The 14,035-nt window shown below is 70.0% G+C and carries 12 protein-coding genes; 10 read left to right on the top strand and 2 right to left on the bottom strand.

Annotation, left to right across the window (positions count from 1 at the left end; all coding sequences use genetic code 11):
• Window positions 1-47 precede the first annotated feature (47 nt).
• From uraD to pucL, 3 genes are read left to right on the top strand one after another with little or no spacing between them, the layout of a single operon-like run.
• Entirely contained in the window at window positions 48-551 is a 504-nt protein-coding gene (gene uraD, locus ON39_RS30650) for a 2-oxo-4-hydroxy-4-carboxy-5-ureidoimidazoline decarboxylase (protein ID WP_040739506.1), read from the top strand.
• Window positions 548-865: a hydroxyisourate hydrolase gene (gene uraH, locus ON39_RS30645; protein WP_040739505.1), complete on the top strand. Its 318-nt coding sequence runs from the start codon at window positions 548-550 to the stop codon at window positions 863-865. The genes uraD and uraH overlap by 4 nt, the downstream gene beginning before the upstream one ends.
• Window positions 866-872: 7 nt before the next feature.
• A complete protein-coding gene (pucL, locus tag ON39_RS30640) occupies window positions 873-1,778 on the top strand; it encodes a factor-independent urate hydroxylase (protein ID WP_040739504.1) in 906 nt (301 codons plus the stop codon).
• Window positions 1,779-1,900: 122 nt separating this feature from the next.
• Here the strand turns inward: pucL and ON39_RS46245 are convergent, their stop codons facing one another.
• Entirely contained in the window at window positions 1,901-2,866 is a 966-nt protein-coding gene (locus ON39_RS46245; RefSeq protein ID WP_051187351.1) for a M20/M25/M40 family metallo-hydrolase, read from the bottom strand.
• Between the two features lie 503 nt (window positions 2,867-3,369).
• Between ON39_RS46245 and ON39_RS30630 the strand changes: the two genes are divergently transcribed.
• The 3 genes from ON39_RS30630 to puuE are packed head-to-tail and all read left to right on the top strand — an operon-like array spanning window position 3,370 to window position 6,433.
• Window positions 3,370-4,560 carry a DUF6986 family protein gene (locus ON39_RS30630; protein ID WP_040739503.1) on the top strand — a complete coding sequence of 397 codons (1,191 nt, stop codon included), beginning with the start codon at window positions 3,370-3,372 and terminating at the stop codon, window positions 4,558-4,560.
• Window positions 4,557-5,522, top strand: coding sequence for an allantoicase (gene alc / locus ON39_RS30625; protein ID WP_040739502.1), 966 nt, complete (start codon window positions 4,557-4,559; stop codon window positions 5,520-5,522). Before ON39_RS30630 ends, alc begins: the two co-directional genes overlap by 4 nt.
• Entirely contained in the window at window positions 5,519-6,433 is a 915-nt protein-coding gene (gene puuE / locus ON39_RS30620) for an allantoinase PuuE (RefSeq protein WP_040739501.1), read from the top strand. The genes alc and puuE overlap by 4 nt, the downstream gene beginning before the upstream one ends.
• Before the next feature lie 64 nt (window positions 6,434-6,497).
• On the opposite strand, the gene ON39_RS30615 is transcribed toward puuE, so the two are convergent.
• Window positions 6,498-7,631 carry an alpha/beta hydrolase gene (locus ON39_RS30615; protein ID WP_040739500.1) on the bottom strand — a complete coding sequence of 378 codons (1,134 nt, stop codon included), beginning with the start codon at window positions 7,629-7,631 and terminating at the stop codon, window positions 6,498-6,500.
• A 485-nt stretch (window positions 7,632-8,116) separates the two neighbouring features.
• On the opposite strand from ON39_RS30615, the gene aceA reads away from it, so the two are divergent.
• The 4 genes from aceA to ON39_RS30595 form a co-directional block, all read left to right on the top strand.
• Complete coding sequence (aceA, locus tag ON39_RS30610; protein ID WP_040739499.1) at window positions 8,117-9,406, top strand: isocitrate lyase; 1,290 nt, start codon at window positions 8,117-8,119, stop codon at window positions 9,404-9,406.
• Between the two features lie 196 nt (window positions 9,407-9,602).
• Window positions 9,603-10,475: a 3-hydroxybutyryl-CoA dehydrogenase gene (locus tag ON39_RS30605; RefSeq protein ID WP_040739498.1), complete on the top strand. Its 873-nt coding sequence runs from the start codon at window positions 9,603-9,605 to the stop codon at window positions 10,473-10,475.
• A gap of 89 nt (window positions 10,476-10,564) precedes the next feature.
• A complete protein-coding gene (metE, locus tag ON39_RS30600) occupies window positions 10,565-12,868 on the top strand; it encodes a 5-methyltetrahydropteroyltriglutamate--homocysteine S-methyltransferase (protein ID WP_040739497.1) in 2,304 nt (767 codons plus the stop codon).
• Window positions 12,869-13,202: 334 nt separating this feature from the next.
• Window positions 13,203-14,035: DEAD/DEAH box helicase (locus ON39_RS30595; protein WP_040739496.1), on the top strand; the 833-nt coding region annotated here is incomplete at its 3' end.

Genomic DNA, 14,035 nt, shown 5'->3' with positions numbered 1-14,035 from the left:
ATCGCTCTCCGGTGGCGGCCGGGCGGGTCGTCCTCGATGCTGTTCGGATGACAGACGACGGCCCGGGTCTCGCGAGGTTCGACGCGATGTCCGACGACGCGGCCACCGAGGCCTTGCTCGCGTGTTGCTCTTCGCCCGAGTGGGCGCGGGCGCTCGTCGCGCGGCGGCCGTACCCGAGCGTCGAGGCGCTGCTGGACGCCGCCGACGCCGCGCTCGCCGAGCTGCCCGAGGCCGAGATCGATCGGGCGCTCGCCGGGCATCCCCGGATCGGCGAGCGAGCCGGCACCCCGGCGTCGGCCCGTGAGCAAGCCGGGGTCGCGGCGGCCGGGGAGGCGGTACGGTCGGCGCTCGCGGACGGGAACCGGGCCTACGAGGCGCGGTTCGGGCACATCTATCTGGTGTGCGCGAGCGGAAGATCGGGCGAGGAGCTGCTCGCGATCCTCGAACAGCGACTCGGCAACGACTACTACACCGAAAGGCGGGTCATGCGAGAGGAATTGGCGAAGATCAATCGAATCCGGTTGCGGGCGTTGCTGGCGGGCGCCCGATGAGCACATTGAGCACGCACGTGCTCGACGCGGTGCGCGGCGTGCCCGCGCAAGGCGTCGCGGTGAAGCTGTATCACGAAGCGTCGCTGCTCGATTCGGGCACGACCGACGCGGACGGCCGGATCGGCGCGCTGGGCGACGCGCTCTCACCCGGCGTCTACCGGCTGGTGTTCGTCACCGGCGCCTACTTCGCCGGACAACGAATCGACACCTTCTACCCCGAGGTCTGCGTGGCGTTCGTCGTCACCGAGGAGCGGCACTACCACGTCCCGTTGTTGCTGTCGCCCTTCGCCTTCTCCACCTATCGAGGGAGCTGAACCGAGCATGGAACTGTCCGGGCCGATCGTGCTGTCCGACCATCGATACGGCAAGTCCGAGAACCGGATGGTCCGAATCTGGCGCAGGCACGCGCGCCATGAGATCCGCGACGTGAACGTGTCCACCGTGCTGCGCGGCGACTTCGCCGACGCCTACGTCGCCGGGGATCAGCGCAGGGTGCTGCCGACGGACACGCAGAAGCAGACCGCCTTCGCCTACGCGAAAGACCCTGGGCTGCAACGCATCGAGGACTACGCGCTGGCGTTGGCCGGGCATTTCGTGGACGAGATCGAGCCGGTCGCGAGCGCCAGGGTCGAGGTCGACGAGTATGCCTGGCAACGGGTCTCGGTCGACGGCCGCGAACACGACCACACGTGGGTCCGGCAGGGCCCCGAGGTCCGCACGGCGGCGGTCACGGTGGCGGGCGCGGGAACCGATCGGCAGGCCTGGGTGATCGGCGGGCTGAAGGACCTGACGATCCTGAAGTCGACCGGTTCGGAGTTCGCCGACTTCCTGACCGACGAATACACCGTGCTCGCCCCGACGAACGACCGGATGCTGGCCACCACCCTGGTCGCGCGGTGGCGTTTCGCGGGCGTCACCGGCATCGACTGGGACGAGGTGCACGCCGGTGTCCGGGCTCGGCTGGTCGAGACGTTCGCGACCCACCACTCGAAGGCGTTGCAGCAGACCCTGTTCGAGATGGGCAAGGCCGCGCTGACGGCGTATCCGGTGCTGGCCGAGATCCGGCTGGCCGCGCCGAACAACCACCACTTCGACTACGACCTGGACCGCTTCGGCCTCGAGAACCACGGCGAGGTGTACTACGCCGCCGATCGCCCGTACGGCCTCATCCACGCGACCGTGCGGCGCGCCGACGCACCGGAGGCGGGGCCGGCCTGGACGCGGTGACGTCTGGGCCGGGATTCGCTCGGTGCCGAGATAGCGGCGGCGGCCGAGGTCGGCCTGCGCTTCCACCCGTGTTGCGGCTCGCGCGCGGGTGCCTGCGGGCCTACGGCCCCGCGGCCGGTGCTTCACCCGCAGCGGCGGGCGGCGAGCAGCGCGAGAGTATCTGCGCAGGCACGCATTTCACTGATCAGCACGTGATGTTCGGTGCCGGGGGCATCCCCGCGCGGACCGAACAGACAGCACTCGATGCCCGCCCGGCTCAGGTGGGCGGTGTCGTTGCCGCAGGAGGAGTACGGCAGCGCGATCCCGGTCTCCTCGACGCGGAAATCCGAGACCACGGGCAGCAATTCGGCGATGTCGCGCGCCACCGAGCGGTCGGCGGGCATATCCGTCGGCGGCATATCGGTGCCGCCGACGCGGAGCTGCGGATCTAGCGGGTGCTCCAAGACGATCCGCGTGTCCGGGAAAGCCGAACGGGCGCGGTCCGATGCCGTGCCGGCATGGTGCGGCTCGGCGAACTCGAGCGCGTCCGCCGTGCGGGTGATCACCCGGCGGACCGAATACGGTTCGGGGACAACGGCCGCGTCGGCGGTGAGCCCGCTGCGCAGCGCGTGCCGGGTGCCGACCCCGCCCTGTAACTCGCCGACGACGAACGCGAGCAACAGCGGCCGGTGCAGCGCGATCCCGCTGCGGCGCACCATGATCGCCGCGCCGAGAATCGCCGCCAAGCCGCCCTTCATGTCGTGCAGGCCGGCGCCGTAGAGCCGGTCGCCGTCGCGGCGGGCGGTGAACGGCTCGCCGGGGTGGTCGCGGCTCGGCGGGTCCATGTCGAGATGGCCGTGCAACAGCAGCGCCGGGGTGCCGCGGTCCGGGCCTAAACGCGCGACGGTCTGTAACCTGCCCGGCTGCACCTCCTGGTGGTAGGAGTGGATGTCGTTGCGCGCGAGGGTGTTCCGGACATGGAACGCCAGCTGCGTCTCCTGCCCGGTGAACGAGGGGATCGCGGTGAGTCCGGCGGCCAGCTGGACGAGCTCGTCGTCGGGCAGCAGCCGGGGCAGCCGGCCGGCGAGGATGCCGTCGTCCGTCGTCATCCGCCGGGAGGACGGCGGGTTCGTGCAGCGGAGCGCCGGCAACTCCTCGTCGGCGGTCGCCGCCCGCTGGTTGGCGTTTATCGGTGGACCCTCCGCGTCGGGACATGGCCGTCGACGGCGGGGGCCGTCGATGGCGCGCATCAGTCAGGGATGACCCGCGTAGGCGTGGGAAATGTCACACAGAGCGAGCCGCGATGGAGACTAATCCGGTGGCCGACCGGTTGTCGAGTGGGGGGGCGCGGTGGCGCTGGCGTGTCGAAGAGGCGACGCCGACCCGGTCGCTCCGGCACTGGCCAACGCGATACGGGATGCTGTCGGGGTGCGCCCGGATCGGTGGCCGATGATGGCCGAGGCGGATCCGGCGGGCCATGCGGGAACAAGGCCGGCGCTGAACCAGCGTCGGCGGCAGAAGCGGAGGAACCACCTTGCCTGATCACGGAGGGGCCGCGAGCGAGCCGGCTCGGACGCGGCTCCCGGAGCACGTCCGGGCGCGGATCGACGCCATGCTCGACACCGTCGACGCCGAGCTGCGCACGCGCTATCCGGGACCGGACGGGCGGGCGCAGCCGATCCACACCGCCTACGTCCCGGCCGACCGCATCCGCGAGGACACCCCGCCCGCGTGGGGCGCCGCGGCGATCGAGCTGCTCGACCGCCACCACGACCTGCTCGCCGAGCTCGACTCGACCGGATCGCTGCCCGACGTGCGCAAGCGGCTCGAGCGGGACCCGATCCAGGATCTGCGCATCGACTTCGAGGACGGCTACGGATTCCGCGCCGACGCCGAGGAGGACGAGGCGGCGCGCGCGGCCGGAGCCGTGCTCGCCACCTGGGCGTACACGCCGTATCGCCCGCAGAGCTACGGCATCCGGACGAAGGGCCTCGCGGTCGGCGAGCGCAACCGCACCGTGCGCACCCTCGAACTGGTGCTCGCCGCCATGGTCGACGTGCCACCGGGATTCGTCTTCACGGTGCCCAAGATCCGTGCGGCCGAACAGGTTCCGGCGCTCGTCGCGCTCTGCGAGGGGCTGGAGAGCGGCTACGGGCTCGCCCCGGGCACGCTGCGCTTCGAGCTGCAGATCGAGAGCCCGCAGGCGATCGTCGCCGCCGACGGCACCGCGCCGATCGCGCGCATGCTGGCCTCGGCCGAAGGACGCTGTAGCGCACTGCATTTCGGCACCTACGACTACACCGCCGCGTGCGGCGTCGCCGCGCCGGACCAGGCCCTCGATCATCCCGCCGCAGACTACGCCAAGGACGTCATGCAGGTCGCCGCCGCACAGACCGGAGTCTGGGTGTGCGACGGCTCCACCCAGATCGTGCCCGACACCGAGCCCGAGGCGGCGCTGCGCAATCATCACCGGCTGGTCGGCCGGTCGCTGCGGCGCGGCTACTACCAGGGCTGGGACATGCACCCCGGCCACCTGGTCACCCGCTGGCTGGCCACCTACGACTTCTTCCGCCAGGCCATCGACGTCGCCGTGCCGCGCTTGCGGGCCTATCTCGATCGCCGATCGGGCGGCGTCATAGACGAACCGGCCACCGCGGAAGCCTTGGCCGCCACCGTGTTACGCGGCCTCGAGTGCGGCGCGCGCACCGCGGACGAGCTCGCCGCCCGCGCGCCCGAACTGTCACCGGCGGTGTTGCGCGCGCTGGTCACCCGCTCGCCGATCCCTCAGGAGGCCAGGTCGTGAACGACCCCGAATTCACCCTGCTGCCCGACCTCGCGGTCCGCCCCCTCGGCGGCTCGGTGATCTGGGCCGACGACGAATTCTTCGCGGAGAAGGAGAATTTGATCAACCCGGGCCCCGCCGAGTATCGGCCCTCGACGTTCGGGCACAAGGGCCAGGTGTACGACGGCTGGGAAACGCGAAGGCACCGCGGCGAACCCGGCGACGACTCGGCCATCGTGCGGCTCGGCGTGCCCGGCGTGATCCGGGGCGTCGTGGTGGACACCGCCTGGTTCACGGGCAACTACCCGCCCGCGGTCTCGCTCTCCGCGCTCGAGGTGCAGGACTACCCCACGGCGCAAAGCATTGCCGCGCGCGAGGATTGGGTGACGCTGATCGACCGCGCCCCGGTCGCCGGGGACAGCCGGAATCCGTTCGCCGTCGCGAGCGAGCGGCGCTGGACCCACGTCAAACTCACCATGCACCCCGACGGCGGCGTGGCCCGGCTCCGGGTGCACGGCGAGGGCAGCCCCGACCCGCGCCTGGTCGGCCTCGGCCCGCTCGACCTGGCGGCGCTGGAGAACGGCGCGCTGGTGCTCGATTGCTCCAATCGCTTCTACAGCTCGCCGAACCAGTTGCTCTACCCCGGCCTGGCCCGGCGGATGGGCGACGGCTGGGAGACCGCGCGCCGCCGCGACGACGGCAACGACTGGGTGCGCATCCGCCTCGCCGGCCCCGGCCTCATCCGGCTCGCCGAGATCGACACCTCCTACTTCCTCGGCAACAGCCCCGCCGCCGCCCGGCTCACCGGTCGCACCAACGACGGCACCGAGCTCGAATTGCTCCCGCGCACAGCGCTGCTGCCCGACACCAGGCACCAGTTCGCCATCGCGCCGGTGGCCGCTTCGGTGGAGGAGGTGCGCCTGGACATCTACCCCGACGGCGGCCTCGCCCGCCTGCGCCTCTACGGAGAGCTGGGCGGATGAGCGGCGAGACACGCGATTTCGTCGGGTACGGCCCGACGCCGCCCGACCCGCGGTGGCCGGGCGGCGCGCGGATCGCCGTGCAGTTCGTCCTCAACTACGAGGAGGGCGGCGAGAACAACGTGCTCGACGGCGACCCGCACTCGGAGACGTTCCTCTCGGAGATGACGCCGGCGCGGGCGTTCCCGAACCGGCACATGAGCATGGAGTCGCTCTACGAGTACGGTTCCCGCGCGGGGTTGTGGCGGGTGCTGCGCGTCTTCGAGCGCCGCGGCCTGCCGCTGACCATCTTCGCCGTCGCGCACGCGCTGCGACGAAACCCGGAGGCGGTGGCCGCTTTTCGCGAACTCGGCCACGAGATGGCCTGCCACGGCCTGCGCTGGAAGTCCTATCAGCTGACCGACCGCGACACCGAGCGCGCGGACATGGCCGAGGCGGTGCGCCTGCTCACCGAGCTCACCGGCGCCGCGCCGCTGGGCTGGTACACCGGCCGCGACTCACCGAACACCCGCGAGCTGGTGGTCGAGCACGGCGGCTTCGTCTACGACGCCGACTCCTACGCCGACGACCTGCCCTATTGGGTCACCGTGCACGGCCACGACCACCTGGTCGTGCCCTACACCCTCGACACCAACGACATGCGCTTCGCCTCGCCCGCGGGCTTCCCCACCGGCGAGCAGTTCTTCACGCACCTGCGCGACGCCTTCGACGTGCTGTATCGCGAAGGCGCGGAAGGCAATCCGAAGATGCTCTCGGTCGGCCTGCACTGCCGGATCGTCGGCCGCCCGGCCAGGACCGCCGCCCTCGAACGCTTCCTCGACCACGTCCAATCCCACGATCGGGTCTGGATCACCCGCCGCATAGACATCGCCGAGCATTGGCGCGCAACGCATCCCGCGCGACGCGACCGATAGTCCCGCGCCGACCGAGGCCCGCACGCGGCCGGTCGCCGGGGAACCGGCCGCGTGCTCGGGGGGATCAGGCGAACAGGTCGCGGACGAACGGGATCGAGTCCGGCAGTGACGCGTTCACGGTTCCGCTGTGGTCGTCGGGATAGGTGTGCAACTGGACAGGCTGCCCGTTCGCCTTCAGCACGGCGGCGAACCGCAGCGTCTCGGGGGTGAGGACGTCGGTGTCTCGCAGCCCCTGACCCATGAACAGCGGCTTGTCGTAGCCGGTCTCGGGCAGCCCGAGGTAGCGGGTGAGCAGCCCGTGCAGGTCGGGGATCTGCGACAGCGGCCTGCTGAACAGGCTGCCCAGCACGACGCCCTCGGCCGCGAGCTCGTCGCCCAGCGGAACCAGGCAGTCCTCGCGTGCCTTCGCCAGCCACGACCGGCCCGCGTCGGTGAGGAAGGACTCGATGTTCAGCTCCGGGTAGGTCGTGCGCAGCCCGTTGAGGATGTAGAGCGCGTAGCCCGTGGTGTGCGGGCTGAGCTTCACCGGCGGCACGTTCGGGCCGAGCAGGGTCAGCACGTCCTCGATGTAGGCCGGCACGCCGGTGCCGACCGCGCCGCGGTAGTCGAGGTCCGGACCGCCGAATTCGGTGGCGTAGCGCGCGGTGTAGACGGCCGCGCCGCCGCCCTGGGACTGCCCGACCACCACCCACTTCTCGGCCAGCGACGGGTAGTACCCGGTCGCCGCCCGCACGGCGTCGACCACGTTGTGCGCCTCGACGACACCGTTCAGGTACGGATGCTCGCCCGGCGTGCCGAGCCCGGCGTAGTCGGCGGCGACGATCGCGTAGCCCTGCTGTAGCCAGGTGCCGAGGTAGGCCCAGTCGCGCTCGACCGCGCCCGGCCCGGCGACGCTGTACGCGCAGCCGTCGCCGAGGCCCACGGTGCCGTGCGCCCACGCGATGACCGGCCAGCCGCCCTCGGGCGGCTGGCCGGGCGGGAAGTACACGGCGGCGCTCGCGGTCGTCGGCGCGTCGCCCGCCGTGGTCGAGCTGTACAGAATGCGGGCCGAGTTCACCGAGCCGGGCAGCGTCGCGGCCGGCGACAGCGGGGCGACCGACTCGACCGTGCCGACCGGCGTCGCGGTCGCGACGGGCGAGTTCAGCAGGCCGGCGGCGCAGGCGAGGGTGATCGCCGCGGCGATGACCGGTATGCGCATGGGGGCTCCTGTCCGGGTGTGCGGTCGTCCCGCGGGGATGCAGGACGTATGTCCAGGTTCGAATTCGCCCCAGTCTGCCCCACCTCTCGCCGCAGGCCCGGGATTGGGTGGCGTGCGCCACACAGGCGGCACCCGCCAGGACTTGTGAACGTCCTCACAACCAGGAATGCGCGGCCGGGCGGGCGGCCGATCGGGCGCCGAACCCAAACAGTACGAGCGTTACGCTAAAACCGCACGTCAGAGCTACCAGCCGGTAGGTTGCACCTTTGCAATTAGCTCGCAAATTTCGCAGAGTTAGCAAACGGCGATCGAAACCTAGCTGAGATTCACATTTGCAACAGGTAGACGGCCATTTCGCATTGTGCAATCGTGTGGAAGTACACCCCATGGGCCTAGCAAGCCTGCAAATTGCCGCTCCAGCAGTTGAGCTGTTTCACCGCTCGGCCGTGGGGCAATCGACTTAAAACGAGGAAGTGGAGTCAGAGATGTCGAACGCCGGCACCCCGAAGACCGCTGCGGAAATCCAGCAGGACTGGGACACCAACCCCCGCTGGAAGGGCGTCACCCGCAACTACACCGCCGAGCAGGTGTCGAAGCTCCAGGGCACGGTCGTCGAAGAGGCCACCCTCGCTCGCCGCGGTTCGGAGATCCTCTGGGATCTGGTGAACAACGAGGACTACATCAACTCCCTCGGCGCCCTCACCGGCAACCAGGCCGTTCAGCAGGTCCGCGCCGGTCTGAAGGCCATCTACCTGTCCGGTTGGCAGGTCGCCGGTGACGCGAACCTGTCCGGCCACACCTACCCGGACCAGTCGCTGTACCCGGCCAACTCGGTGCCGTCGGTCGTGCGCCGCATCAACAACGCGCTGCTGCGCGCCGACGAGATCGCCAAGGTCGAGGGCGACGACTCGGTCAAGAACTGGCTCGCCCCGATCGTCGCCGACGCCGAGGCCGGCTTCGGTGGCGCGCTGAACGCCTACGAGCTGCAGAAGGCCATGATCGCGGCCGGCGCCGCCGGCGTGCACTGGGAAGACCAGCTGGCCTCGGAGAAGAAGTGCGGCCACCTCGGTGGCAAGGTGCTCATTCCCACCCAGCAGCACATCCGCACCCTGACCTCCGCGCGCCTGGCCGCCGACGTCGCCGACGTGCCCTCGGTGATCATCGCCCGCACCGACGCCGAGGCCGCCACCCTGATCACCTCGGACGTGGACGAGCGCGACCGGGAGTTCCTGGACGGCACCCGCACCGCCGAGGGCTTCTTCGGTGTGAAGAACGGCATCGAGCCCTGCATCGCGCGCGCCAAGGCCTACGCCCCGTACGCCGACCTGATCTGGATGGAGACCGGCGTGCCGGACCTCGAGGTCGCGCGCAAGTTCGCCGAGGCCGTCCGCGGCGAGTTCCCGGACCAGCTGCTGGCCTACAACTGCTCGCCGTCCTTCAACTGGAAGGCGCACCTGGACGACGCGACCATCGCGAAGTTCCAGCGTGAGCTCGGCGCGATGGGCTTCAAGTTCCAGTTCATCACCCTGGCCGGCTTCCACTCGCTCAACTACGGCATGTTCGACCTGGCCTACGGCTACGCCCGCGAGGGCATGACCGCCTTCGTCGACCTGCAGGAGCGCGAGTTCAAGGCCGCCGCCGAGCGTGGCTTCACCGCCATCAAGCACCAGCGTGAGGTCGGCGCGGGCTACTTCGACACCATCGCCACCACCGTGGACCCGAACACCTCCACCGCCGCGCTGAAGGGTTCGACCGAAGAGGGCCAGTTCCACTGAGCCACTTTGTGATTCGCCAAGGGAATGAGGTTCCCGACGTGAACACCGATAGCCCCCTCTAGGGGTGTACTGCCCTCCCCACTGAACAGCCCCGGTGGGGAGGGCATCCCTATACCTTGGACCATCGAAGGGCCGCTCACACCAGAGCAACCCCTTCCAGCCAGCGACTTAGCCACACAAACAGCAGGAGCGGGACGTGAGCAGCGAGAAGATTCAACGCGTCGGTGTCATCGGCGCCGGACAGATGGGCGCCGGCATCGCGGAGGTGTGTGCCAGGGCGCACGTCGACGTGCTCGTCTTCGAACAGACCAGGGAGCTGGCCGCCGCCGGACGCGCCCGCATCCTCCGCTCGCTCGACCGCGGCGTCAGCAGCGGCAAGATCACCGAGCGCGAGCGCGAGCAGGCCGCGTGGCGCCTGCGGTTCACCTCCGACCTCAACGACTTCGCCGACCGCCAGCTGGTGGTCGAGGCGGTGCTCGAGGACGAGAAGGTGAAGACCGCCATCTTCGCCGAGCTGGACAAGGTCGTCACCGACCCGGCGGCGGTGCTCGCCTCGAACACGTCCTCCATCCCGATCATGAAGATCGCCGTGGCCACCACCCAGCCCGAGCGCGTGGTCGGCATGCACTTCTTCAACCCCGTGCCGGTGCTGCCGCTGGTCGAGCTGGTCACCACGCTGAAGACCAGCGAGGCGGTGTCCAAGCGGGCCGAGGCGTTCGCCGGTGACGTGCTGGACAAGCAGGTCGTGCGCTCGGCCGACCGCTCCGGCTTCGTGGTCAACGCGCTGCTGGTGCCGTACCTGCTCTCGGCCATCCGCATGGTCGAGTCCGGCTTCGCCACCAAGGACGACGTCGACAAGGCCATGGTGCTCGGGTGCGCGCACCCGATGGGCCCGCTCGCGCTGACCGACCTGGTCGGCCTCGACACGGTCAAGTCGATCGCCGACTCGATGTACCAGGAGTTCAAGGAGCCGCTGTACTCGGCTCCGCCGCTGCTCATGCGTATGGTCGAGGCCGGGTTGCTCGGTAAGAAGACGGGCGCGGGGTTCTACCAGTACAACCGGGCCTGAGCTCGTTCGATTCAACCCAGGCGCTATAGCGTGCGGCGTCCATTGACCGCGGTGGGCGCCGCGCAGCCATCGAAGGGAGCAGCGCGCTCATGGTGAACGTGACCGACGGCTACGGCTCGAGCATTCTCGGCTATCCGCGAATCGGGCCGCATCGAGAACTCAAGCGGGCCCTCGAGGCCTACTGGCGCGGTGCGATTCCCCGCGACGAGTTGCTCGCGGTGGGCCGTGACATTCAGGAACGGCAGTTCAGCGAACTCGCCGCCACCGGGTTGACCCAGGTCCCCGGCAACACCTTCTCCTTCTACGACCACGTGCTCGACAACGCGCTGCTGTTCGGCGCGGTGCCCAAGCGGTTCGAGCCGTTCCGGACCGAGATGGACCCGCTGGACTTCTACTTCCTGATGGCGCGCGGCAGGCCCGATCTGCCGCCGCTGGAACTGGTCCGGTTCTTCGGCACCAACTATCACTACCGCCAGCCCGAGCTGGATGCCGACACCGAGTTCTCGCTGCACCCCGAGGCGCTGCTCGACGAGTTCGACCGGGCCAAGGAGCGCGGCATCGAGCTGCGTCCGGTGGTGCTCGGCCCGCTCTCGCTGCTGCTGCTCTCCAAGGCGGGGCAGGTGCCCGGCGAGGACGAGTTCGACACGCTGAAGCTGCTCGACAAGCTGCTCCCCGCGTATGAGCAGCTGTTCGAGATCCTGGCCAAGCGCGGCTCCACCTGCGTGCAGCTGGACGAGCCCGCGTTCACCAGCGAGCGCACGCCCGCCGAGCTCGCGGCGTTCGAGGCCGCCTACCAGCGGCTGTCGAAGGCGCCGCTGCGTCCGCGCATGCTCGTCACCGGGCAGTACGGCGATTTCGGTGAGGCGCTGCGGATTCTGGCGGCCAGCAACGTCGAGGCGATCGGGCTCGACCTGGCCAGCTACCGCATCCGCCCGGAGGAGCTCGCGGAGATCCCCGGCATCCGGCGCAAGCGCCTGTACGCGGGCGTGATCAGCGGCCAGAACGTGTGGCGGGCCGACCGGCACGTCACACTGGAGTACCTGAACCAGCTCGCGCAGGTGTGTCCGGACCTGGTGGTCTCGACCGGGACCACGCTGCTGCACGTGCCCTACGACCTGCTCATCGAGTACGACATCATCGGCAACGTGGCCGACCGGCTCGCCTTTGCGAAACAGAAGGTGGGCGAGGTGGTTTCGCTGGCCAAGGCGCTCACCGACGGTCCGTCGGAGAGCTGGCGCAAGCGCCCGACCGAGGTGCACTTCAAGCAGAAACACGCGGTGCGCCAACGGGTTTACGCGGTCACGCCGGACATGCGCACGCGCGAGCCCTACGAGGTGCGCCGGGAGGCCCAGCAGGCCAAGCTGAATCTGCCGCCGGTGCCGACGACCACGCTCGGCTCGTTCCCGCAGACCGGCAAGGTCCGCCAGGCGCGCTACGAGCTCGGCCAGGGCCGGTTGTCCTTCGACGACTACAAGAAGCGGATCGAGGCCGAGATCGAGGCGACGATCCGGCTGCAGGAGGACATCGGCCTCGACGTGCTGGTGCACGGCGAGCACGAGCGCAACGACATGATCCAGTACTTCGCCGAGCTGCTCGACGGCTTCGCGACCACCCACTTCGGCTGGGTGCAGGTGTATGGATCGCGGTGCGTGCGGCCGCCGATCCTCTACGGCGACGTGTCGCGGCCCGCGCCGATGTCGGTGGAGTGGATCAGCTACGCGCAGTCGCTGACCGACAAGCCGGTCAAGGGCATGGTCACCGGGCCGGTCACCATGCTCGCCCGCTCGTTCGTGCGCCAGGACCAGCCGCTGCACGAGACCGCGGACCAGGTGGCCCTCGCCATCCGCGACGAGGTGGTCGACCTGGAGAAGGCGGGCATCGCGATCATCCAGGTCGACGAGCCCGCGCTGCGGGAGATGCTGCCGCTGCGGCCGCAGGGCCGGGCGGAGTACCTGCGCTGGGCGGTCGGCGCGTTCCGGCTCGCCACCTCGGGGGTCAAGCCGGAGACTCAGATCCACACGCACATCGGCTATTCCGGTCGCGCGGAGGTGGTCGAGGCGATCGAGGAGCTCGACTGCGACGTCACCGCGATCGTGGCGACCCGCTCGATCGACTGGGTGGTCAAGGCGCTGCAGGCGGACAGCGGCACCGAGCACCGGCTCAGCCACGGCGTCGGCCCCGGCGTGTACGAGAGCCGTTCGGCGCGCATCCCGGACATCGACGAGCTGGACGAATTGCTCACCGCCGCAGCGGAAGCCATCACGCCGGAGCGCCTGTGGGCCAATCCGGACGGCGGGCTTAAGACGCGGCACTACTGGCAGCTGGAGCCGTCGTTGCGCAATATGGTCGCGGCGGCGCGCCGGGTCCGTAGGCGCGCGCTCGAGCGCGAGTAACCGAATCACGTTGGCCGCCCTCCCTTTTCGCGGAGGGCGGCTGTCGTCGAGCTCGGCTTTCGGGTGGCGGGTGCGGGCGCCGATCATTCGCGGCGCGCGGCGGTCGTGACGTAACCCACTACCGACCTCTCGGTCCGAAGGCGAGGAATACGCGGGGTTGCGGTAGGGTTACCCCAGGCGAGTGTTGATCTTCACGCTCCCTCTCGATCCGTCGTGGATGTCTTACCTTTCGCGTCGGCGCCTCAGCTGGGTGTCATAACACCGAACGCACGGACCATCGTCCTGCGCTGCGCTGGGGTACACCCCCGATGCCTGGAAGGCACACCGCGCACCTATGACAACCAATTCTTCGAGCCCTGCCGCCACCACGACCTTCGCCGCCCTCGGCGTCGGCGCGAAGCTGGTCGGCGCCCTCACAGCGAGCGGCATCACCGCCCCGTTCCCCATCCAGGCGGCCACGCTGCCCGACACCCTGGCCGGCCGCGACGTGCTCGCGCGCGGCAAGACGGGCAGCGGCAAGACGCTGGCCTTCTCCATCCCCATGGTCGACCGCCTCGCGGCCGGTGAGCGCAGGCTCGGCCGTCGCCCCCGCGGCCTGATCCTCGCGCCGACCCGTGAGCTGGCGACCCAGATCGCCGCCGCGCTCGAGCCGATGGCCACGGCCAGCGGGCTCGCGGTGACGACCATCATGGGCGGGGTCTCCCAGCACCGGCAGGCCAAGGCCTTCGCGGCGGGCGTCGACATCGTCGTCGCCTGCCCCGGCCGCCTCGAGGACCTCATGCGCCAGCGCGTCGTCTCGCTGCAGGACGTGCGGATCACCGTCCTCGACGAGGCCGACCACATGGCCGACCTCGGCTTCCTGCCCGCGGTGACCCGCATCCTCGCGGCGACGCCGAGCGGCGGGCAGCGGCTGCTGTTCTCCGCGACGCTGGACAACGGCGTCAACAAGCTGGTCAAGCAGTTCATGCGCGACCCGGCGACGCACTCCGTCGACACGGCCGACTCGCCCGTGCCCGCGATGACCCACCACGTCTTCGAGGTCGGTGGCGTCGAGGCCAAGCGCGTGCTGGTGGAGACGCTGGCCGCCGGATCCGGGCGTCGAATCCTGTTCATGCGCACCAAGCATCAGGCGCGCAAGCTCGCCAAGCAGCTGACCACCGCGGGCAT

It is taken from the genome of Nocardia tenerifensis NBRC 101015 (genome assembly GCF_000308715.1).
In the GTDB taxonomy this organism is placed as follows: Bacteria; Actinomycetota; Actinomycetes; order Mycobacteriales; family Mycobacteriaceae; genus Nocardia; species Nocardia tenerifensis.
This window is presented reverse-complemented; position numbering and strand designations above follow the sequence as displayed.

Coding starts and splice junctions, on each gene's coding strand:
- uraD (WP_040739506.1), top strand. CDS start 48: ATGACAGACGACGGCCCGGGTCTCGCGAGGTTCGACGCGATGTCCGAC.
- uraH (WP_040739505.1), top strand. CDS start 548: ATGAGCACATTGAGCACGCACGTGCTCGACGCGGTGCGCGGCGTGCCC.
- pucL (WP_040739504.1), top strand. CDS start 873: ATGGAACTGTCCGGGCCGATCGTGCTGTCCGACCATCGATACGGCAAG.
- ON39_RS46245 (WP_051187351.1), bottom strand. CDS start 2,866: ATGACGACGGACGACGGCATCCTCGCCGGCCGGCTGCCCCGGCTGCTG.
- ON39_RS30630 (WP_040739503.1), top strand. CDS start 3,370: ATGCTCGACACCGTCGACGCCGAGCTGCGCACGCGCTATCCGGGACCG.
- puuE (WP_040739501.1), top strand. CDS start 5,519: ATGAGCGGCGAGACACGCGATTTCGTCGGGTACGGCCCGACGCCGCCC.
- ON39_RS30615 (WP_040739500.1), bottom strand. CDS start 7,631: ATGCGCATACCGGTCATCGCCGCGGCGATCACCCTCGCCTGCGCCGCC.
- aceA (WP_040739499.1), top strand. CDS start 8,117: ATGTCGAACGCCGGCACCCCGAAGACCGCTGCGGAAATCCAGCAGGAC.
- metE (WP_040739497.1), top strand. CDS start 10,565: ATGGTGAACGTGACCGACGGCTACGGCTCGAGCATTCTCGGCTATCCG.